The sequence below is a fragment of the Azonexus sp. IMCC34842 genome (assembly GCF_050368855.1).
Lineage (GTDB): Bacteria > Pseudomonadota > Gammaproteobacteria > Burkholderiales > Rhodocyclaceae > Azonexus > Azonexus denitrificans_A.
The window spans coordinates 3,884,310-3,903,750 of sequence record NZ_CP178449.1; the positions used below are offsets into that span (position 1 = coordinate 3,884,310).

Here is a 19,441-nt window from a genome sequence, read left to right on the forward strand (position 1 = left end):
CCCCTTAAAGGAAGTGAAAACCGACCTGGAAGAGCTTTTCGACCTTCTTGACCAGCTTCTTGCGGGTACAGAAGACGATCACATGGTCATCCGCCTCGATCACCGTGTCGTGATGGGCAATCAGCACCTCGCCGTAGCGGGTAATAGCCGTCCAGTCGTCGGTCTGGCCAACCACCACCGGCTGCGCGAAGTTGCGCACTAGCGCGGCGACCGTCACCCCATGCGGCCAGTCGATCTGATCGATCCGCTTGCCGATCACCTTGGAAGTTTTGCCATCGCCATGGGCGACGATCTCCAGCGCTTCGGCCGCACCGCGCCGCAGCGAATGCACTTCGGCGACATCGCCTTGACGGACATGGGTGAGCAGGGTGCCGATCGACACCTGGGCTGGCGAAATACCGATATCGATCGGCCCGCCTTCGATCATTTCGGCGTAAGCCCGCCGGTTGATCAGCGCCACCACCCGTTTGCAGCCGAGACGTTTGGCCAGGCTGCCGGACATGATGTTGTCTTCGTCGTCATTGGTCAGGGCGAGGAAGAGATCCATCTCGGCGATGTTTTCCTGCTCCAGCAACTCCTCGTCGGTGGCATCGCCGAGCAGGACCAGCGCATCGTCAAGCTCGCTGGCTAGCGCCTCGGCGCGTTCCTTGCGGCCTTCGATGACCTTGACCTCGTAGCGCTTTTCCAGCGTCTTGGCCAGCCGGCTGCCAATATTGCCGCCACCGGCGATCATGATCCGCTCGACCGGCGTCATCATCCGGCGCAACTGGCGCAGCACCGGCCGGATGTGCTCGGCGGCGGCGAGCAGGAACACCTCGTCGCCCGCCTCGACCACCGTCTCGCCTTCCGGAAAGACCGGCTGATCGCGGCGGAAAATTGCCGCAATCCGGGCTTCCATATCAGGCGGCAGCAAGGCGCGCATTTCCTTGATCTGCCTGCCGACCAGCAGCCCGCCCTCGAACGCCTTGACCGCCACCAGACTGACCCGGCCGCGGGCAAAACTGAGTACTTGCAGCGCCTCGGGAAATTCGATCAACCGCCGGATGTAATCGGTGATGACCTGCTCCGGGCACAACGCGTAATCGACGGCAAAGTTGGCGACGGAAAGCAGACTGGCGTCTTCGAGGAAATCCCGCGAACGCAGACGGGCAATCCGGGTCGGCACATTGAAGACACTCTGGGCCAGCTTGCAGGCCACCAGATTTGCCTGATCGCTCTGGGTCACGGCAATGATCATGTCGGCATCTTCCGCCCCGGCACTGCGCAGGACCGATGGCGTCGCGGCATCGCCGACGACCGTCCGCAAATCAAGCCGGTCCTGCAACTGGGCCAGGCGCGCCGCGTTGTAATCGACGATCGTGATGTCGTTTTCTTCCGAAACCAGGCCTTCGGCAACGCTGGCCCCGACCTGGCCGGCACCGAGAATGATGACTTTCATGATGCCCCCACCAGGATTACGCTGCTATCTCGACGGTCTATTCCTCGACCCGTTTGCCGAGCCGGACATCCAGTTGCTTCAGCTTGCGATACAAATGCGTACGTTCAAGGCCGGAGCGCTCGGCCAGCTTGGTCATGTTGCCACCGCCAAGCCGCAGGTGGTGCTCGAAATAGAGTTTTTCAAAGGCATCGCGCGCCTCGCGTAGCGGCTGGTCGAACAAGGGCAACATCGAGACCAGTTCGCGGCAGTCCCCGGCTTCCTGTGGCATGACGCGACTGACGTCTTCGGCCGAAATTTCCTCGTCGAGCGCCGTCAGGGCAAGATTGCGGACCAACATGTAGAGGTCAGTCCAGCTCGTCTCCGAGAGGTTTTTCCAGGGCAGCGTGCGCAGGGCATTGAGGCCACCAGTGGAAAAACGGCGGGGCAGCACTTCGCCGCGTTCGACGAAATTGGTCAGCAACAGGCTGGCAATCTCCGGCAACTCGTCGGCGTGTCCGGCCAGCGACGGCATGACCACCCAGACTTCCCCCAGGCGGGCCAGCAGCTTGCTGTCCCAGCCGGCTTCGCCAAGCACCGCCAACGGTGTCACGGTGGCCGCGACCAGCTGCAGATTGAGCTTTTCCAGACGCTCGACCGCATAGGCCAGATTCATCTGCTGCATTTTGCCGAGGGCCGCCAGATCGGGGACAAACAGGATGCCCCCACTGAGTTTTTCAAGCATTTCCTGGGTCAGCGCGCTGCTCACGCCGGACAGATCGAGCCAGGGAGCGCGCGGCGGTTGCAAGGTGCGGGCGCAGATTTCCGCCATCCCGCCAGTCGCCCCCTTGAGCAGCAGGATCGGCGCCTTGGCGGCGGCCTGTTCGAGGCGGCGCCGGAACTCCTTGACGAAAGTTGAGCGCCCAAAAGCTTCCAGCGTCAGCGGCGGACGCGACGGCGGCGTATCGTGCTTGAGCGCTTTCTGCACCGTGGACAGCAGCTTCTGCAGCGAAATCGGCTTTTCGAGGAAATCGAAAGCACCGAAACGGGTCGCTTCGACCGCCGTATCGATCGTGCCGTGGCCCGACATCATGACCACCGGCATGTTGAGATGGCCGGCCGCATGCCATTCCTTCAACAGCGAAATGCCGTCCATGTCCGGCATCCAGATGTCGAGCAGGACCAGATCGGGGCGCAGTTCGTTGCGGATACGGCGCGCCGCCCCGGCGTTTTCTGCCAGTCGGACATCGTAAGCTTCGTCGATCAGGATTTCCGAGAGCAACTCGCGGATCCCGATTTCGTCATCAACCACCAGAATTATTGCCATGTTTGGCTTTCTCCTCCTTCACCAGGGGCAGACGAATGTCGATTCGTGCGCCGCCCGCCGGTGCATTGCTGATTTCGATGGTACCCAGGTGTTCTTCGACAATTTTCTTGACGATGGGCAGGCCAAGGCCGGTACCGCGGGCCTTTGTCGTGACATAAGGTTCGAAGATGCGCGGCAGCAGTTCGGCCGGAAAACCCGGGCCGTTATCGCTGATCGACAGGCGGGCACAGCGCCCGACTGTTTCGGTAACGATGCTGATTTGACCGGCCTCGCGGCCTTCCAGGGCATCTTCGGCATTGCGCAGCAAATTGTGGATGATCTGCCGCAACTGGGTGGCATCGCCCAGTATCGCCGGCAAGGCCTCGTCCAGTCGCGTTTCGATGCGGGCCGACGAGCTCTCGTAGAGGCCGAGGACTTCGCCGATCAGTTCGTTGAGATCGAGCGGCGACACTTCCGGCGCCGGCAGGCGGGCATAGTCGCGGAAGTCGTCGACCATGCGTTTCATCGACTGCACCTGGTTGATGATGGTCTGCGTCCCGCGCGCCAGCAGCTCGGCGTCGCCATTGGCCAGCTTGTCGGCCAGCTTGAACTGCAGACGTTCGGCCGATAGCTGGATCGGGGTCAGGGGATTCTTGATTTCGTGGGCCAACCGGCGGGCCACCTCGCCCCAGGCGGCACTGCGCTGGGCGGCGACAATCCGGGTGACATCGTCGAACACCACGACATCGCCGCCGCCGCTCGCTTCGGGCAGACGCGAACCGCGCAGCAGCAGGATCTGCGGCATCCCATTCGGGCGCTCCAGCTCCAGCTGGGCCTGCCATTCGGCATCCTCGGTCGCCGCGAAATGCTGACGGATGAAGGTGCCCATCGCGTGCTGGCGCGGCCAGTTATCGACCGCCGCCCCGATCAGCTCGACGAAATCATCGTTCAGAACGGTCAACGCCCCTTCGTTCACGGTGCGCAGGACGAAATTGCGATCGAAAACCAGAACGCCCGACGACAGATTGGCAAGAATCGATTCGAGGTAGCCGCGAGCCGACTCCAGCTCGCTGCGATGGCGTTCGGTTTCGTGGTGCGCCTCGTTCAGCTGCCGCGTCATCTGGTTGAAGGACTGGGTCAGGATGCCGAGTTCGTCGCCGCTGTAAATCGCCTGACGCGGCGAGAAGTCGCCCTGCGCCACAGCCTGCGTCCCCTCGGCCAGAATGTAGAGCGGCGCGACCAGCCGACGGGCCATCAAGTAGGCCAGCGCAAATGCCCCGAACAGCGCGACGAGCACAGTCAAGGTCAGGGTCAGGGCATAGATCCGGGTCAGGCCAGCCCGCGCCAGTTGCAGCTCCTGATAGTCGCGATAAACGTCCTGCACCGCGTCGGCGTCGTGCGCCAGGCTGGCCGGCACCGGGTTGATCAGTTGCAGAATGCGCGGTTCCTCGAACACATCATGGGCCGCGACCGGCACCAGCACGCGCAGATAGAGCTTTCCCCCGTCGCCTTCGACGGTGCTGATCGCCCGCGAATTGCGCGCCTGCTTGAGCTGGGTCTGGCTCGGCAGATCGGGCAGCAGGCTGCTCAATTCCGTGGTCGCACTGGACAACAATTGGCCGCCGACCGAGAACAGGGCCGCCGACTGCACGCCTTTTTCCTCGCGCAGACGCAGCAGCGCCGAACGCCGCGATGGCTCCTGGATGTCGGACAACTCGATGGCCATGCTGCGCCCCTTGGCGCCGAGGTCTTCAAGCAGCGAATCGAGCGCCGAGCGACCAAGCTGCAGGCCGGATTCGAGGGCTTTTTCGACGCGCACGTCGAACCAGCTTTCGATCGAACGCGTCACGAACTGCACCGAAACGCCATAGACCAGCGCCCCCGGCAGTACCGCGATGAAACCGAACATCAGCATCAGGCGCAGCTTGAGACGGGCCCCGAAAACCTGGGCCTGATAGTCGCGCCACAACGAGCGCAGCTGCCAGCCGACCAGCCCGACCATGGCCAGGGCCAGCACGACATTCAGACCGATCAGCAGCGGATAGTTGCGGGAGAAAAGGACGGTGTCGGCCGCCGTGGACATCAGTAGCAGGAACCACAGGATGCCCCCGATGGCGGCGGCGAAAGCCCCGCCGGCAGCAACGAAGCGCTTCACCGGGTCTCCACCGCGAGGGCCGGCAACGGCGCCTGCCAAGTCTTCCAGTCTGCCACCAGATTCCAGTCCTTGTTACCCAGGGCACTGATCTGGAAGGGCCGCGGCAGCTGGGTAATATCGAGGCGCAGGCGCAAGGCGGCCTGATACGGCTCGCCGGTTCGCAGCATTTTGTCGCCCTTATCGATCACCACCCAGTTGCGCAGGCGGGAGAGCACGGCCAGCGCGTCGCTCAAGTTCGAGAATGACTGATGCAGACCGCCGGTGGACAAGCGGTACTGGCGGGTCAGCGCATGATAGGACAGGCTGTAGGTCAGACTGCGGCTGAGCAGCTTTTCATCGAGCCAGTACCAGCGCGCCTTGGTCATTTCGTAATCGACGACGAAATAGAGCACGACGCCCTTGTTTACGGCTTCTTCGAGGCGCGGCGTCAGCTCGAAACGAAAATCGGCCGACAGGGCATAACCGTCCTCAGTCGCCGACAGTTGCGCATTGGCTATTTCAATCTCGGCCGCCCACGCCAAAACCGGCATAAAAAGCAGCAACAGCAGCCAATGGCGCAGTCGATCAGGCATTTTTTTCGAGCAGGCAGTAGAAAAAGCCATCATGTTCGGCGGTTGGTAAAAGCTGTTCCTCGTGAACACGGCGTGCATCCGGCTGACGGGCAAGAAATGCCGCGATCTGCTCGCCATTCTCGACAGGGAAGACCGAGCAGGTCACATAAAGCAGTTTACCGCCGGGCCGGACGACCTGCCACAGCGCATTGAGAATACGCGATTGCGCCTTGGCGAAGCTGGCGATATCGTCTTCGCGGCGCAGCCACTTGGCATCCGGATTGCGCCGCACCACGCCGCTGGCCGTGCACGGCACATCGGCCAGCACGGCATCGAAAGTCCGGCCATCCCACCAGGTATTAAGCTTGGCGCAGTCGGCGGCCATGACGTCGGCCTTGAGCCCGAGGCGGGCGAGATTTTCGACGATGCGCCGACAGCGGGATGGCTTCAGATCGAGCGCCAGCAAATCGAGATCGGCCCGCTCCAGCAGATGCGCCGTCTTGCCGCCAGGCGCCGCACAGGCGTCAAGCACCCGGCTGCCCGGCGCCGGGTCGAGCAGCAAGGCCGCCATTTGCGCCCCGGGATCCTGCACCGAGACGAGGCCATCGGCAAAACCGGGCAGGCGATCAACCGGCAGCGGTTTTTCCAAGGCCAATGCGCACTCGCCAAGCGGCGTCGCGTTCAGCCCTTCGCCATTCAGCCGCGCCTGATAGTCGGCCCGCGAGCCGCGCCGCAGATTGACCCGCAGGGCCATCGGCGGCGGCGTGTTGCCGGCCGCGACGATGCTTGGCCAATCCTGCGGATAGCTCGCCTGCAAGCGGGTCAGCCACCAGTCCGGATGCTGCGAGCTGGCGACCGGATCGGCGGCTAGCGCGGCATTCAGTTCGGCCTGCTGGCGCAGGAAGTTGCGCAACACGCCATTGACCAGTCCGCGAAAACGACCTTCGGCCAGTTCGCCGGCGGCGGCAACAGCCTGATCGACCACGGTATGCGCGGCGTCCGGCCGGGTTTCCAGGCGGTAGATGGCAACTAGTAGCAGCGCCCGTATTTCCTCCGCCGTCAGCGGTTTGGCGAGCAGCCGGGCCAGGAAAAAATCACCCCGCCCGAACGCCCGCAGGCTGCCATAGACGAGATCCTGCACGGCCGGCCGGGCCTGCGGATCAACGCGCGCCAGCAATCCATCGGCAAGACTTTGCCCGGCAAATACTGCAGCGTTGATATGAGCGGCTTGATGCAGGGCAAAAGCCAGGGAATCGAAGGGTAAACGGGACATAGGACGGGATTATCGCACGCTGCATAATGTCGCAATGCACCGACTGATTTTTGCCCTTTGTTTCGCCTTCACCCCGCTCCTGGCCCATGCCTGGAATGCCGCCGGACACCGGCTGACCGCGCTGATCGCCTGGCAGCAATTGTCGCCAGCCAGCCAGAAATGGGTGGCCGCCGCACTGGCCGGCCACCCCGACCACCCACGCTGGATGGAAAAAGCACATTCCGGCGAAGCGGCGGACATCTTCGCCGAAGCATCGACCTGGCCGGACGACATTCGCCGCGATCCGCGCTTTTACACCGAGGGACGAGAGCCGGCGACGGCGCCCTTGCCCGGCCTGGGCGACACGGCCCATCACCAGCGCTGGCATTACGTCGATGTCGACCACAACGGCAAATCCGAGGCTGGCGAAATCGACCGGCAGATCGACCGACTCAGCCGAGTCCTTCGCTCATCGGCCGACCGCGAGCAACTGTCCTACGCCCTGCCCTGGCTGCTGCATCTGGTCGCCGACATTCACCAGCCCTTGCATGTCGGCCGGCATGACGACGAAGGCGGCAATACGGTCGAAATCGAAAATCCGTTCAACAAGCGCCTGCCGTTTGCCAAACTGCACACCTACTGGGACGACCTGCCCGGCCCACCGTGGCTGCGCGGCAAGCGGCTGGCACAAAACGCGGCGCGCCTGATCGCGGCCTTTCCACCGGCCGAGCAGGGCAACGTGCGGGCGTGGCGGGACGAAAGCCATCGCCTGCTCGCCCTCGCCTATCCAGAACCGGCCGGCAGCCTGTTGCCGACAATCAGCGCGGAATTCAATCAGCAGGCACACGATATCGCCAACCGGCGCATCGTCGAAGCAGGCTACCGCCTCGGCCGCCTGCTCGATGCCATCGTCAGCCACCGCGTTTCACGTGGAACGTCATAGAATTGCCCGATGCACGGAATCCAGTTAATCGCCGACCTGCACGATTGCCATTGCCCGCCGCGCCTGCTGCTCGATGCCCCCGGCCTTGAAGCCCTCTGCGTCGAGGCCTGCACCCGGCACGGACTGACCGTCGTCGGCCGCCTTTTTCATCCATTTCGCGACGCCAACGACCAGGCGGCCGGCGTCACCGGCACCGTCGTCCTCGCCGAATCGCACCTGGCGATCCATACCTGGCCGGAAATCGCGGCGGTCACGCTGGACGTCTATGTCTGTAATTTCAGCGGCGACAACACCGCACGCGCCCACGCCCTGTTCCGGGAAGTGATCGCCGCCTTTGCCCCCGGCCGCACCGAGCGCATCGAAGTAAAACGCGGCCAGCTCGGGGCGCGCGAACGCGTCCTCGACGACAGCGCTCCGCCCGAAACGCCGTAGCAACCGGCTGCTACCCGCCGCCCCGCAAAACTCCAGACAATGCCTCAGGCGCCGGCACCCGCCGCACGCCGATCGATAACAATGGAGACAAACATGGCTACCAAGAAAATACTGATGATTACCGGTGACTACACCGAGGATTACGAAACCATGGTGCCTTTCCAGGCACTGCTGATGGTCGGGCACACGGTGCATGCCGTCTGCCCCGGCAAAAAAGCCGGGGAGGCGGTACGTACCGCCATCCATGACTTCGAAGGCGATCAGACCTACAGCGAAAAACCCGGTCACAATTTCACGCTGAATGCCAGCTTTGCCGAGATCAAGGCCGACAGCTACGACGCCCTGGTCATCCCAGGCGGCCGCGCCCCCGAATACCTGCGCCTGAACCCGGAAGTTCTGGCTATGGTGCAGCATTTCGCCAGCACCCGGAAGCCGATTGCCGCGATCTGCCACGGCGCCCAACTGCTTGCCGCAGCCGGCGTACTAGCCGGCCGCTCATGCAGCGCCTATCCGGCCTGCGCCCCGGAAGTAAAGGCGGCCGGCGGCCAGTATGCCGACATCCCGGTAGATCAGGCCCATGTCGACGGCAACCTGGTTACCGCCCCGGCCTGGCCGGCCCACCCGGACTGGCTGGCCAAGTTCCTGCAGGTACTCGGCACCCACATCACGCTTTGATATGCTGCGCGGGCAGTCTCGGCTAGCCGGACTGCCCGCGCCAACCGAGGAGGCCACCCATGTGTGAAATCTACGTCAAAGCCGAACCGATGCTCTACGAATCGCGCTCACGTTCGCTGCGCATTCATGGTTTCGTCACCAAGATCCGGCTGGAAAACCTGTTCTGGGACATCCTCGCCGAGCTGGCCGGCAACGAGGGCATGACGACCAACCAGCTGATCGCCAAGCTCTACGATGAAATCGAGGCTTACCGCGGGGAGGTGGAGAACTTCGCCTCCTTCCTGCGCGTCACCTGCCTGCGCTACCTCACCCTGCGCCACCAGAAGGAAAGCGAACGCCCCGGTCTGACGATGGTCGGCACCTTGCCGCCGGTCGTCAGTCAGTTGTCGCGCAGTATCGGTGCCGCCTGAAACCGGTCAGCCGGGAATATCGAAACGGTCGCCCGCTTTCAGTGGATTGCCGGCCAGGAATTGCTGCACCGGCAGACGTTTGCCGCCAGCCTTCTGCAATTCACCGATCGCCAGCGCCCCTTCGCCGCAAGCGACAACAATGGCGCTCCGGTCGACCGCCAGGATCCGGCCAAATTCACCCTGCGCATCGACCGTGCTGGCCCGCCACAGCTTGATGGTCTGCCCACCGATCAGCGCCTGAGCCCCGGGAAAGGGATTGAAAGCGCGAATGTGACGATCCAGTTCGGCCGCACTTTTCCGCCAGTCGATCAGCGCCTCGGCCTTTTCGATCTTCTGGGCATAGGTCACGCCGTCCGCCGGTTGCGGCTCGGCGGGTAGGGGCAAGTGGCCCAGCGCCTCGATGATCAACGTGCTGCCGAGTTCGGCCAATCGGTCGTGCAGCGTTGCCGAGGTATCGGCCGAATCGATCGGGAAGGCACCGCGCAACAATACCGGCCCGGTGTCCAGGCCGGCTTCCATCTGCATGATGCAGACCCCGGTCTGCGCATCGCCGGCCAGCAGCGCCCGCTGGATCGGTGCCGCACCGCGCCAGCGCGGCAGCAGCGAGGCGTGAATATTGAGACAACCGAAGCGGGGCATGTTGAGCACCACCTGCGGCAGGATCAGCCCGTAGGCGGCGACCACCATCACGTCGGCGCCAATGGCCGCGATCCTTTGCTGCGCTGCCGCATCCTTCAGGCTGAGCGGCTGAAAAACCTCAATGGCCTTTTCCAGCGCCAGTTTCTTGACCGGCGAGGGTTGCAGAACCATGCCCCGACCAGCCGGCCGGTCGGGCTGGGTCAGCACCAACGGCACTTCGTGACCGGCCTGAATAATGGCCTGCAGCGCCTGCGCGGCGAACTCCGGTGTCCCAGCGAAAATCACCCTCATGCGGTAACCCGCGACAGTTTGACCAGTTTCGCCTTGATCCGCGCCTGCTTCAGTTGCGACAGATGATCGACGAAAACCATCCCCTTGAGATGATCGATTTCATGCTGGATACACACCGCCAGCAAGCCGTCGGCCGTCAGCGACTGCGCCTTGCCTTCAAGATCGAGGTAATGGACGGTGACCCGCTCGGCCCGTTCGACCTTGTCGTAGATGCCGGGTACCGACAGGCAACCCTCCTCACCGGTCTGCGAACCGGTAAAGTTTTCCAGTCGCGGGTTGATGAAAACGCGCAGATCGTTCTTCTCTTCCGAGATATCGATAACGACCAGTTGCTTGTGCACATCAACCTGCGTCGCGGCCAAACCGATTCCGGGCGCTTCGTACATCGTTTCAGCCATGTCGGCCGCCAGTTTTCGGATGCTGTCGTCAATTTTGACAACGGGTACGGCGACCTTTTTCAGGCGAAGGTCGGGGAAACGCAAAATGGGTAGAAGAGCCATAGGTTGACAGGAATAAAAGCTTGCTCGCTTAGGTTATTACGTGCAGAATCTAAAGCAATTCTCGAGATATGGAAACGGATTCGCTTGATGCAAATAAGACAGCATCTGATGCACCGCGTTCCGCCGGCACGTGAGGTTACGACTATGGTCCGCATTATATCCGCGCTCATCCTGGCCGTAACGGCCGCTTGCGCATCCGCCGCCGAGCCGCTCAAGCTTGTCGACAACCCGCCCGACCGCCATATCGTCGTGCGCGGCGACACTCTGTGGGGCATTTCCGGCAAATTCCTCCAGCAGCCGTGGCGCTGGCCGGAAATCTGGCAGATGAACAAGGCCGAAATCAAGAATCCGCATCTGATCTACCCCGGCGATGTCATCATCCTTGACATGTCGAGCGGCAATCCGCGACTGCGACTCGGCAAACAGCACCAGGGCACCGGCAAGCTCCAGCCGCAGGTATACAGCCAGGCGGTTCAGCAGGTCATCCCCAGCATTCCGCCAAATGTCATCGAGCCCTTCATTTCGAAGCCACTGGTCATCGAACCGGGCGCCCATGACGGCAAGGCCCGCATCGTCGCCACCCAGGAAGATCGCATGCTGGTCGGCAACGGCGACGAGGCTTTCGTTTCCGGCATCCCCGACGCCAGCGTCGAGAAATGGCATGTCTTCCGCCCGGGCAAGGAACTCAAGGATCCGGAAACCGGCGAAGTCATCGCCCACGAAGCCTTTTTCCTCGGCCATGCCCGCCTGATCAGGCCGGGCGAACCGGCTACCATCCAGATCACCCAGGCCAAGCAGGAAATCGGTCGCGGCGACCGCCTGCTGCCCGCCCCGCCGCCCGAAATCATTTCCTACGTGCCGCACCGCCCGGATCAGGAGGTCGCTGCCAAAGTCGTCTCCATCTACGGCGGAGTCAACGAAGGCGGCACCAGTTCGGTGGTGGCGTTGAACCGCGGCAAGAACAGCGGGCTGGAAATCGGGCACGTTCTCGCCCTCTTCCGCAACCGCGTTTCGATCAACGTCGATACCGATGGCCGGCGCAGTTCAACTCAGATCCCGGAAGAGCGCTACGCGCTGGCCTTTGTCTTCCGCGTCTTTGACGGTATCGCCTACGCACTGGTCGTCGATTCCTCCAAATCGGTCATCGTCGGCGACTCCGCGCGCAATCCGTGAGTGAATACGAAGGGCTGGCCGCCTGGTTGCGGCTGACCCTGATCCCTGGCATCGGCGGCGAGACGCAACGAAAGCTTCTCGCCGCTTTCGGTTTACCCGAAGCAATTTTTGCGGCCGGGCGACTGACAGTGCGCAGCGTGATCGGCGACCGGGCCGACCTGCTATTCGATTCCGAGGTGAGCGAAAATGTCGAACGCAGCATCGCCTGGGCCGACCAGCCCGGCCAGCACATTCTGACCTTGGCCGATGCCGATTATCCGCAAGCCCTGCTCGAAATCCCCGATCCGCCCAGCCTGCTGTACGTCCGTGGCAAACCTGCCCTGCTGCAGAAATCCGGCCTGGCCATGGTCGGTAGCCGCAACGCAACGCCCCAGGGCCTGCAAACTGCCGAGAATTTCGCCAAAACGCTCGCGGCCAAAGGCTATTGCATCATCAGCGGCCTCGCCCTCGGCATCGACGCTGCAGCCCACCGCGGCGCGCTCGCCGCCGATGGCGAAACCATCGCCGTCATCGGCACCGGCGCCGACCGTCTCTATCCGGCCCGCAACCGGGATCTAGCCCTGGCGATCGCCGAGCGCGGCGCCATCGTTTCCGAATTTCCGCTCGGCACGCCGGCCCTTGCCGCCAATTTTCCGCGTCGCAACCGGATCATTTCCGGCCTGTCACGCGGTGTCCTGGTCGTCGAAGCCGCGCCGGAAAGCGGCTCGCTGATCACCGCCCGACTGGCCGCCGAACAGGGCCGCGAAGTTTTTGCCATTCCCGGCTCGATCCATTCACCGGTTTCCCGCGGCTGCCACAAATTGATCAGGCAGGGCGCAAAACTGGTCGAAACGGCCCAGGACATCCTGGAAGAACTCGGCAACTTCGCCGAACCGACCGACCTTGCCGAGCCGGCCTCCGTCCCGGACGACAACCTCGTGCTCAGCGCCCTCGGCCACGACCCTTGCGGCCTCGACGATCTGCAGGAGCGCACCCGGCTCGCCACCGATGCCCTGCTCACCGAACTGCTGACCCTCGAACTCGCCGGCCAGATCGCCACGCTGCCCGGCAATCGCTACCAACGCCTGGTCTGAAAACCCTGCATATATATTGATGGCTTGCCAAGCCGCTCGCCGCGCACTTATCATGCCTCGGCACCTAACTGACAGAATCCATGACCAAAAAGCTGATAATCGCTGAAAAACCTTCCGTTGCCGCCGACATCGCCAAGGCGTTGGGAGGCTTTACCAAGCACGATGACTATTTCGAGAGCGAGACGCACGTAATCTCCTCGGCCGTCGGTCACCTGCTGGAACTGTCCTGCCCGGAAGAGTTCGAGGTCAAGCGGGGCAAGTGGTCCTTTGCCCATCTGCCGGTGATTCCGCCCCACTTTGCGCTGAAGCCGATCGAGAAGACCGAATCCCGCCTCAAGGTTCTTGCCAAGCTGATCAAGCGCAAGGATGTCAGCGCACTGATCAATGCCTGTGACGCGGGGCGCGAGGGCGAATTGATCTTCAATTACATCGCCCAGCACACCAAGTCGGGCAAACCCGTCCAGCGCCTGTGGCTACAGTCGATGACCCAGGGCGCCATCCGCGACGGCTTTACCCGTCTACGCAATGGACAGGAAATGCAGGGCCTGGGCGACGCCGCCGTTTGCCGCTCCGAATCGGACTGGCTGGTCGGCATCAACGGTACGCGGGCGATGACCGCCTTCAACTCGAAGACCGGCGGTTTCCACCTGACGACCGTCGGCCGGGTGCAGACCCCGACGCTGGCCATCGTCGTCGAGCGCGAAAAGAAAATCCGCGAATTCAAACCGCGCTCCTACTGGGAAGTCGAGGCCGATTTCGCCGCCAAGGCCGGCAATTACACCGGCAAATGGTTCGATGAGGGCTACAAGGGCAAGGAAGACGACGAACACGCCCGCGCCGACCGCCTCTGGGAACAGAACAAGGCGGATGCAATCCGTGCCGCCACGCTTGGTAAGCCGGGCATCGTCAGCGAAGAGGCCAAGCCGGAAACCCGGATGTCGCCGCTGCTTTTCGATCTGACCAGCCTGCAGCGCGAAGCCAACGGCCGCTTTGGCTTCTCGGCCAAGACCACGCTGTCGCTGGCGCAGTCGCTCTACGAAAAACACAAGGTCCTGACCTACCCGCGGACCGACTCGCGCTGCCTGCCGGAAGACTACCTGCCGACCGTCAAGGAAACCCTGGCGGTACTGACCGGTGAAGGTGCCGGCAAGGGTCACGACGAAGTGCTGCTCGCCCGCTACTCGCCGTTCGCTCACCAGATTCTGGCCCGCAATTGGGTCTTGCCGAACAAGCGCATCTTCAATAACGCCAAGATCAGCGACCACTTCGCGATCATCCCGACGCCGCAGGCACCGAAGAACCTCAACGAACTCGAACAGAAACTGTACGACTTCGTCGTTCGCCGCTTCCTGTCCGTCTTCTTCCCGGCCGCCGAATATCTGGTGACCACCCGCATCACCCGCGTCGAAGGCCACCCCTTCAAGACGGAGGGCAAGGTGCTGGTTAATCCGGGCTGGCTGGCCGTGCATGGCAAGGAAGCCCAGGAAGGCACCGAAGGCAATCTGGTCGCGGTCGCCAAGGATGAAACGGTCAAGGCCGAAGACGTCACCGTCAAGGCCAACGAAACCAAGCCGCCACCACGCTACTCGGAAGCCACGCTGCTCTCTGCCATGGAAGGCGCTGGCAAGATGGTGGACGACGAGGAGCTGAAGGCGGCGATGGCCGGTCGCGGCCTCGGCACCCCGGCCACCCGTGCCCAGATCATCGAAAACCTGATCGGCGAGCAGTACATGCTGCGCGAAGGTCGGGAATTGATCCCGACCGCCAAGGCCTTTTCACTGATGACGCTGCTCAACGGCCTCGGCATCAACGAACTGACCCAGCCGGAACTGACCGGCGACTGGGAATGGAAACTCGGGCGCATTGAAAAAGGCGAATTCACGCGCCAGGAATTCATGCGCGAAATCGCCGAAATGACCCGCCACATGGTCGAGCGCGCCAAGACCTTCGACAGCGATACGATCCCCGGCGATTTCGGCGTGCTGACCGCGCCCTGCCCGCGTTGCGGCGGCCAGATTCGCGAGAACTACAAGAAATTCCAGTGCGAAGGCTGCGATTACTCGCTATGGAAGATCGTCGCCGGCCGCCAGTTCGAGCCAGCCGAGATCGACGCACTGATCACCGACAAGCAGATCGGCCCGCTGACCGGCTTCCGCAACAAGATGGGCCGGACGTTCGCCGCCGCGATCAAGCTCAACGACAAGATGGAACCGGAATTCGATTTCGGCCAGGACAAGGCCGATGCGGCCGACGCCGAGCCGGTCGATTTCTCGGCCCAGACCAGTCTCGGCAAGTGCCCGAAATGCGCCGCCAATGTCTATGACCATGGCACGTCCTACGTCTGCGAAAAATCGGTCGGCCCGGACAAGACCTGCGACTTCCGCTCCGGCAAGATCATCCTGCAACAGCCGATCGATACCGCGCAAATGCAGAAACTGCTGGCCGACGGCAAGACCGACCTGTTGAAGGAATTCGTCTCCAACCGGACCCGCCGCAAATTCTCGGCCTATCTGGTCGCCAAGGACGGCAAGGTCGGCTTCGAATTCGAGAAAAAGGTCGCCAAACCCAAGGCACCGGCCAAGAAAAAAGCCGAAGCCTGATCGTCGGCTAACATCCAACAAAAAGCCCTCGGAGAGCACACCGAGGGCTTTTTGCTTTAGATGGCCGCCTCGGTGTTGCAAAGCGGACGAATCGAGCTACAAAGAAAAAGCTGTGAAGGTGCCTAGTATCAAATAGCCAGGAATTAATAGCATGCAAGCTGGATGATCTGACTCTGACCGTCAGCCGCCCCATCGTTCCACGTGAAACATCACCGCTTGCTGGTCGCCCCTGGCAACTGACAGGACAGCAGTGCCGCCCGCACCGCATCAATCGCCTGCGGTCGCGGGAAGGTCACCCGCCAGACCAGGCCGACGGTACGCGACGGCTGTGTTCCGGCAAAGGACAGCACCTTGACCAGCGGCTCCTTCTCGATCAGCGGGTCGGCCGCCGTGCTCGGCATGACGGCGACGCCGGCGCCGCTCGCCACCATGTAGCGGATGGTTTCCAGCGAACCGCCTTCGAGCGAGTTGGCCAGACCGTCGGGGGCTGTCAGGCGTGGACAAGATTCCAGCACCTGATCGCGGAAACAGTTGCCCTGGCCGAGCAGCAGTAGGTTCTGACCGTCCAGTTCATCGGCCGGGATAGCCTCGCGCTGGCTCCAGGAATGGGCGGCCGGCACGACAACGCGGAAGGGCTCTTCATAAACCGGCAGAGCGACTAGGCCCGCCTCGGCAAAGGGCAAGGCAATGACGATGACGTCGAGTTCGCCGGCCTTGAGGGCCGGAATCAGGTTGCCAGTGAAATCTTCCTTGAGGAACAGCGGCATGTTCGGCGCCTGCTGATGCAGGGCCGGAATGAACTGCGGCAACAGGTACGGCGCGATGCTGTAGATGATGCCGACGCGCAGCTGGCCGCTCAGCGGATCGCCGGTCGAATCGGCGATTTCATCGAGACGCACCGCTTCTTCAAGAACGCGCTTGGCCTGCGCGACAATGCGCTCACCAAGAGCGGTGATCCGGACATCGGAGGCCGTCCGTTCGAACAACGCTGAGCCAAGCTGGCCCTCAACCTTCTTCAGCGCCACCGACAGCGTCGGCTGACTGACATGACAGGCTTCGGCTGCCTTGCCGAAATGGCGCTCACGGGCAAGCGCCACGATGTAGCGCATTTCGGTCAGGGTCATGCCGAATAGCCGAGTTTTTGCAGGTCGGCCGTCGAAAGCCAGCGCCATTCACCGGGCTGCAGATCGGCCGGCAGTTGCAGTTCGCCTATCGACTCGCGATGCAGCGCCTCGACCCGATTGCCGGCCGCCGCGACCATCCGCTTGACCTGATGGTACTTGCCGCTGGTCAGGGTCAGGCGCAACAGGTGCTCGTCGACCTTTTCGGCCGCAGCGGCGGCAATCGGCTCGGGTTCGTCGGTGAGCAAGACGCCGGCCAGCAACTGGTCGAGCAAGGCCTGGTCGACCGGATGCTTGGTCGTTGCCAGATAGACCTTGGGCACCTTGCGTTTGGCCGAAGACAGTTGATGGTTGAGCTGGCCGTCGTTGGTGATCAGCAGCAGGCCGGTGGTGTCTTCGTCGAGCCGGCCGATCGGCTGCACGTCACGCTCACGCAAGGGCAGCGGCAGCAATTCGAGGACGCCGGGATGGTGCTTGGGCTTGCGCGAACATTCGTAATGCAGCGGCTTGTGCAGCATCACGCAGGCAAATTCGGTATAGGGCCAAGCGACGCCGTCGACGCTGAAAACCAGTCCGTCGGTAGCGACTTCGGCGAAGGGATCGGTACAAATGGCGCCATTGATGGCGACTCTTTCGTGCCGGACGAGGGCCCGGCAACCCTTGCGGGTTCCGAAGCCGTGATGGTGGAGGATTCGTTCTAGTTGCATGGCGGGAATGCTAACATTCGGCCATGAATTTCGAACATCTCATCCAGATCAACGATGCGGAAAACCCGCTGGTTCCGCCCCTGAATCGCCTACAGCTGTGGCAAGGCCTGCTCTATCGGGTCGAAGATCCCGCCCCGTTCCTGCCCGGACTCGAGTCGTGCACCATCCTCGAACGGCAGGCCAATGAACTGTTGCGGGAACTGGATTTCGGCCCGGCCACGATCCGCGACCGCGTGACGCTGGTCGAAGCCGAATCGGTGCGTTTCGACATCCTGCCATCGGCAACCCATGCCGGCGGCAGCCTGACCATCAGCATCGAGGAGCCGGAACCCGGCTATCTGTTCCTGCGTTTCGCCTACCAGACGACGCTGGCCAGCGCGCCCGAGTCGGAAGAGCGAGCCTACATCGAGTACGTCAAATCGGCCTACCACCAGTCGGACGTCGATTGCGTGCGGATCGTCCGCACGCTGGCGGCCGGTGGCGAGCCGCAGTAAATCCAAATACCGCAATCACCATGAAAAATGCCCGCTGACGCGGGCATTGAATTTATTCGACGCCTTGCGAGGCGAGGTAATCCTCGTAACCACCAAGGTAGTCGATGATCCGGCCGTCGCTCTTCACTTCCAGCACGCGGGTGGACAACGAGGAAACGAACTCGCGGTCGTGTGAGACAAAGACCAGCGTCCCGGGGAATTTCTCCAGACCGGAGTTCAATGCTTCGATCGATTCCATGTCGAGGTGGTTGGTCGGCTCGTCCATCAGCAGCACGTTGTGTTTCGACAGCATCAGCTTGCCGAACAGCATGCGGCCCTGCTCGCCGCCGGAAATGACATTGACCGGCTTCTTCACTTCGTCGCCCGAGAACAGCAGGCGGCCCAGCGTGCCGCGGATCAGCGTTTCGAGGTCGCCGCCCTCTTCGATGGTGGCGCGGGCGTAGCCGGCGATCCATTCGGTCAGGCTCTCGGTGCCGGCGAACTGGGCGCTGTGGTCCTGCGCGTAGTAGCCCGGGTAGGCCTTTTCCGCCCATTTGATGGTGCCGAACTGCGGCGTCACTTCGCCCATCAGCAGCTTCAACAGCGTCGTCTTGCCGACGCCGTTTTCACCGATCACGGCAATCTTTTCGCCGGCGTTGATGGTCAACGTCAGGTTGTTGAAGATCTTGCGCTCGCCGCCTTCGTAGGTGAAGGAAACATTCTCGATCTCGACGGCCTGGCGGTGCAGCTTCTGCTTCTCGTCGTAATCGAAGCGAATCCACGGGTACTGGCGGGACGACGGCTTCATGTCTTCCGGCTTGAGTTTTTCGATCAACTTGACGCGACTGGTTGCCTGCTTGGCCTTGGAGGCGTTGGCCGAGAAGCGGCGGACGAAGGTCTGCAGTTCGGCGATCCGTTCCTTGGCCTTGGCGTTGGCGTTCTGGAGGCGCTCGCGGGCGGCCTGGGCGGCCTCCATGAAGTCGTCGTAGTTGCCAGCGTAGGTGGTGATCTTGCCGTAGTCGAGGTCGGCCATGTGGGTGCAGACCTGGTTCAGGAAGTGGCGATCGTGCGAGATGATGATCATCGTCGAATCACGATTGTTGAGCACGTCTTCCAGCCAGCGGATGGTGTTGATGTCGAGGTTGTTGGTCGGTTCGTCGAGCAACAGGATGTCCGGATTGGCGAACAGTGCCTGGCAGAGCAGCACGCGCAGCTTCCAGCCGGGGGCCACTTCGCTCATCGGGCCGTTGTGCTGTTCGATCGGAATGCCGACGCCGAGCAGCAGTTCGCCGGCCCGCGATTCGGCGGTATAACCGTCCAGCTCGCCGAATTGGTGCTCGAGATCAGCGGCCTTCATGTAATCGTCTTCGGTCGCTTCCGGATTGGCGTAGATCGCATCGCGCTCGCTCATGCAGGCCCACATTTCCTCGTGGCCCATCAACACGACGTCGAGGACGCGCATGTCTTCGTAAGCGAACTGGTCCTGTTTCAGGTAGGCCATGCGCTCGTGCTTTTCCTTCGAGACGTTGCCGGCCGACGGCTCGAGCGCCCCACACAGGATCTTCATGAAGGTGGATTTGCCCGCCCCGTTGGCGCCGATCAGGCCATAGCGATAGCCTTCGCCAAATTTGACGTTAACATTCTCGAATAGGGGTTTGGCCCCGAACTGCATGGTGATATTGGCGGCGACGAGCACGACGATTCCGATCTGCAAAATAACGGTAAA

General features: G+C 62.4%; 18 protein-coding genes. 8 read left to right on the top strand and 10 right to left on the bottom strand.

Going from position 1 to position 19,441, the window contains the following annotated elements; genetic code table 11:
• Positions 1–4: 4 nt before the first annotated feature.
• From trkA to rsmB, 5 genes are read right to left on the bottom strand one after another with little or no spacing between them, the layout of a single operon-like run.
• On the bottom strand, positions 5–1,438 hold the full coding sequence (gene trkA, locus ACLIKD_RS18470) for a Trk system potassium transporter TrkA (protein ID WP_226417831.1): 1,434 nt from the start codon (positions 1,436–1,438) through the stop codon (positions 5–7).
• Between the two features lie 37 nt (positions 1,439–1,475).
• The gene (locus ACLIKD_RS18475; RefSeq protein WP_428826173.1) at positions 1,476–2,741 is read right to left on the bottom strand and encodes a sigma-54-dependent transcriptional regulator; all 1,266 of its coding nucleotides are present in this window, start codon (positions 2,739–2,741) and stop codon (positions 1,476–1,478) included.
• On the bottom strand, positions 2,719–4,875 hold the full coding sequence (locus ACLIKD_RS18480; RefSeq protein WP_428826174.1) for an ATP-binding protein: 2,157 nt from the start codon (positions 4,873–4,875) through the stop codon (positions 2,719–2,721). Before ACLIKD_RS18480 ends, ACLIKD_RS18475 begins: the two co-directional genes overlap by 23 nt.
• Positions 4,872–5,447 (bottom strand): DUF4390 domain-containing protein, encoded by a 576-nt coding sequence (locus ACLIKD_RS18485; RefSeq protein ID WP_428826175.1) that lies wholly within the window; start codon positions 5,445–5,447, stop codon positions 4,872–4,874. The genes ACLIKD_RS18480 and ACLIKD_RS18485 overlap by 4 nt, the downstream gene beginning before the upstream one ends.
• Positions 5,440–6,699: a 16S rRNA (cytosine(967)-C(5))-methyltransferase RsmB gene (gene rsmB / locus ACLIKD_RS18490; protein ID WP_428826176.1), complete on the bottom strand. Its 1,260-nt coding sequence runs from the start codon at positions 6,697–6,699 to the stop codon at positions 5,440–5,442. The genes ACLIKD_RS18485 and rsmB overlap by 8 nt, the downstream gene beginning before the upstream one ends.
• Before the next feature lie 34 nt (positions 6,700–6,733).
• Here rsmB and ACLIKD_RS18495 point away from each other — a divergent pair, with 34 nt between their 5' ends.
• The 4 genes from ACLIKD_RS18495 to ACLIKD_RS18510 all read left to right on the top strand — a co-directional run bounded on the left by ACLIKD_RS18495 (position 6,734) and on the right by ACLIKD_RS18510 (position 9,138).
• Positions 6,734–7,621: a S1/P1 nuclease gene (locus ACLIKD_RS18495; RefSeq protein WP_428826177.1), complete on the top strand. Its 888-nt coding sequence runs from the start codon at positions 6,734–6,736 to the stop codon at positions 7,619–7,621.
• Between the two features lie 9 nt (positions 7,622–7,630).
• Positions 7,631–8,053 carry an S-adenosylmethionine decarboxylase family protein gene (locus tag ACLIKD_RS18500; RefSeq protein ID WP_226471962.1) on the top strand — a complete coding sequence of 141 codons (423 nt, stop codon included), beginning with the start codon at positions 7,631–7,633 and terminating at the stop codon, positions 8,051–8,053.
• 93 nt (positions 8,054–8,146) lie between these two features.
• A complete protein-coding gene (locus ACLIKD_RS18505; RefSeq protein ID WP_428826178.1) occupies positions 8,147–8,728 on the top strand; it encodes a DJ-1/PfpI family protein in 582 nt (193 codons plus the stop codon).
• Between the two features lie 59 nt (positions 8,729–8,787).
• Positions 8,788–9,138, top strand: a complete 351-nt coding sequence (locus tag ACLIKD_RS18510; protein WP_428826179.1) for a ribbon-helix-helix domain-containing protein — start codon at positions 8,788–8,790, stop codon at positions 9,136–9,138.
• A gap of 6 nt (positions 9,139–9,144) precedes the next feature.
• On the opposite strand, the gene fmt is transcribed toward ACLIKD_RS18510, so the two are convergent.
• Both fmt and def read right to left on the bottom strand, forming a co-directional pair.
• Positions 9,145–10,068 carry a methionyl-tRNA formyltransferase gene (fmt, locus tag ACLIKD_RS18515; RefSeq protein ID WP_428826180.1) on the bottom strand — a complete coding sequence of 308 codons (924 nt, stop codon included), beginning with the start codon at positions 10,066–10,068 and terminating at the stop codon, positions 9,145–9,147.
• Positions 10,065–10,568 (bottom strand): peptide deformylase, encoded by a 504-nt coding sequence (def, locus tag ACLIKD_RS18520; protein ID WP_226417822.1) that lies wholly within the window; start codon positions 10,566–10,568, stop codon positions 10,065–10,067. The genes fmt and def overlap by 4 nt, the downstream gene beginning before the upstream one ends.
• A 144-nt stretch (positions 10,569–10,712) precedes the next feature.
• Between def and ACLIKD_RS18525 the strand changes: the two genes are divergently transcribed.
• From ACLIKD_RS18525 to ACLIKD_RS18535, 3 genes are all read left to right on the top strand, one after another.
• Complete coding sequence (locus ACLIKD_RS18525) at positions 10,713–11,741, top strand: LysM peptidoglycan-binding domain-containing protein (RefSeq protein ID WP_428826181.1); 1,029 nt, start codon at positions 10,713–10,715, stop codon at positions 11,739–11,741.
• On the top strand, positions 11,738–12,814 hold the full coding sequence (gene dprA / locus ACLIKD_RS18530; protein ID WP_226417820.1) for a DNA-processing protein DprA: 1,077 nt from the start codon (positions 11,738–11,740) through the stop codon (positions 12,812–12,814). Before ACLIKD_RS18525 ends, dprA begins: the two co-directional genes overlap by 4 nt.
• An 80-nt stretch (positions 12,815–12,894) precedes the next feature.
• Positions 12,895–15,414, top strand: coding sequence for a DNA topoisomerase III (locus ACLIKD_RS18535; RefSeq protein WP_226417819.1), 2,520 nt, complete (start codon positions 12,895–12,897; stop codon positions 15,412–15,414).
• Between the two features lie 209 nt (positions 15,415–15,623).
• Here the strand turns inward: ACLIKD_RS18535 and ACLIKD_RS18540 are convergent, their stop codons facing one another.
• Both ACLIKD_RS18540 and ACLIKD_RS18545 read right to left on the bottom strand, forming a co-directional pair.
• On the bottom strand, positions 15,624–16,538 hold the full coding sequence (locus ACLIKD_RS18540) for a hydrogen peroxide-inducible genes activator (RefSeq protein WP_226417818.1): 915 nt from the start codon (positions 16,536–16,538) through the stop codon (positions 15,624–15,626).
• Entirely contained in the window at positions 16,535–17,242 is a 708-nt protein-coding gene (locus ACLIKD_RS18545) for a pseudouridine synthase (RefSeq protein WP_226471959.1), read from the bottom strand. The genes ACLIKD_RS18540 and ACLIKD_RS18545 overlap by 4 nt, the downstream gene beginning before the upstream one ends.
• A 23-nt stretch (positions 17,243–17,265) precedes the next feature.
• On the opposite strand from ACLIKD_RS18545, the gene ACLIKD_RS18550 reads away from it, so the two are divergent.
• Positions 17,266–17,736, top strand: a complete 471-nt coding sequence (locus ACLIKD_RS18550) for an SRPBCC family protein (RefSeq protein ID WP_428826182.1) — start codon at positions 17,266–17,268, stop codon at positions 17,734–17,736.
• A gap of 52 nt (positions 17,737–17,788) precedes the next feature.
• Here the strand turns inward: ACLIKD_RS18550 and ACLIKD_RS18555 are convergent, their stop codons facing one another.
• Positions 17,789–19,411 (bottom strand): ABC-F family ATPase, encoded by a 1,623-nt coding sequence (locus tag ACLIKD_RS18555; RefSeq protein WP_226417815.1) that lies wholly within the window; start codon positions 19,409–19,411, stop codon positions 17,789–17,791.
• Positions 19,412–19,441: the final 30 nt, after the last annotated feature.

Coding starts and splice junctions, on each gene's coding strand:
- trkA (WP_226417831.1), bottom strand. CDS start 1,438: ATGAAAGTCATCATTCTCGGTGCCGGCCAGGTCGGGGCCAGCGTTGCC.
- ACLIKD_RS18475 (WP_428826173.1), bottom strand. CDS start 2,741: ATGGCAATAATTCTGGTGGTTGATGACGAAATCGGGATCCGCGAGTTG.
- ACLIKD_RS18485 (WP_428826175.1), bottom strand. CDS start 5,447: ATGCCTGATCGACTGCGCCATTGGCTGCTGTTGCTGCTTTTTATGCCG.
- rsmB (WP_428826176.1), bottom strand. CDS start 6,699: ATGTCCCGTTTACCCTTCGATTCCCTGGCTTTTGCCCTGCATCAAGCC.
- ACLIKD_RS18495 (WP_428826177.1), top strand. CDS start 6,734: ATGCACCGACTGATTTTTGCCCTTTGTTTCGCCTTCACCCCGCTCCTG.
- ACLIKD_RS18500 (WP_226471962.1), top strand. CDS start 7,631: ATGCACGGAATCCAGTTAATCGCCGACCTGCACGATTGCCATTGCCCG.
- ACLIKD_RS18505 (WP_428826178.1), top strand. CDS start 8,147: ATGGCTACCAAGAAAATACTGATGATTACCGGTGACTACACCGAGGAT.
- ACLIKD_RS18510 (WP_428826179.1), top strand. CDS start 8,788: ATGTGTGAAATCTACGTCAAAGCCGAACCGATGCTCTACGAATCGCGC.
- fmt (WP_428826180.1), bottom strand. CDS start 10,068: ATGAGGGTGATTTTCGCTGGGACACCGGAGTTCGCCGCGCAGGCGCTG.
- def (WP_226417822.1), bottom strand. CDS start 10,568: ATGGCTCTTCTACCCATTTTGCGTTTCCCCGACCTTCGCCTGAAAAAG.
- ACLIKD_RS18525 (WP_428826181.1), top strand. CDS start 10,713: ATGGTCCGCATTATATCCGCGCTCATCCTGGCCGTAACGGCCGCTTGC.
- ACLIKD_RS18535 (WP_226417819.1), top strand. CDS start 12,895: ATGACCAAAAAGCTGATAATCGCTGAAAAACCTTCCGTTGCCGCCGAC.
- ACLIKD_RS18540 (WP_226417818.1), bottom strand. CDS start 16,538: ATGACCCTGACCGAAATGCGCTACATCGTGGCGCTTGCCCGTGAGCGC.
- ACLIKD_RS18545 (WP_226471959.1), bottom strand. CDS start 17,242: ATGCAACTAGAACGAATCCTCCACCATCACGGCTTCGGAACCCGCAAG.
- ACLIKD_RS18550 (WP_428826182.1), top strand. CDS start 17,266: ATGAATTTCGAACATCTCATCCAGATCAACGATGCGGAAAACCCGCTG.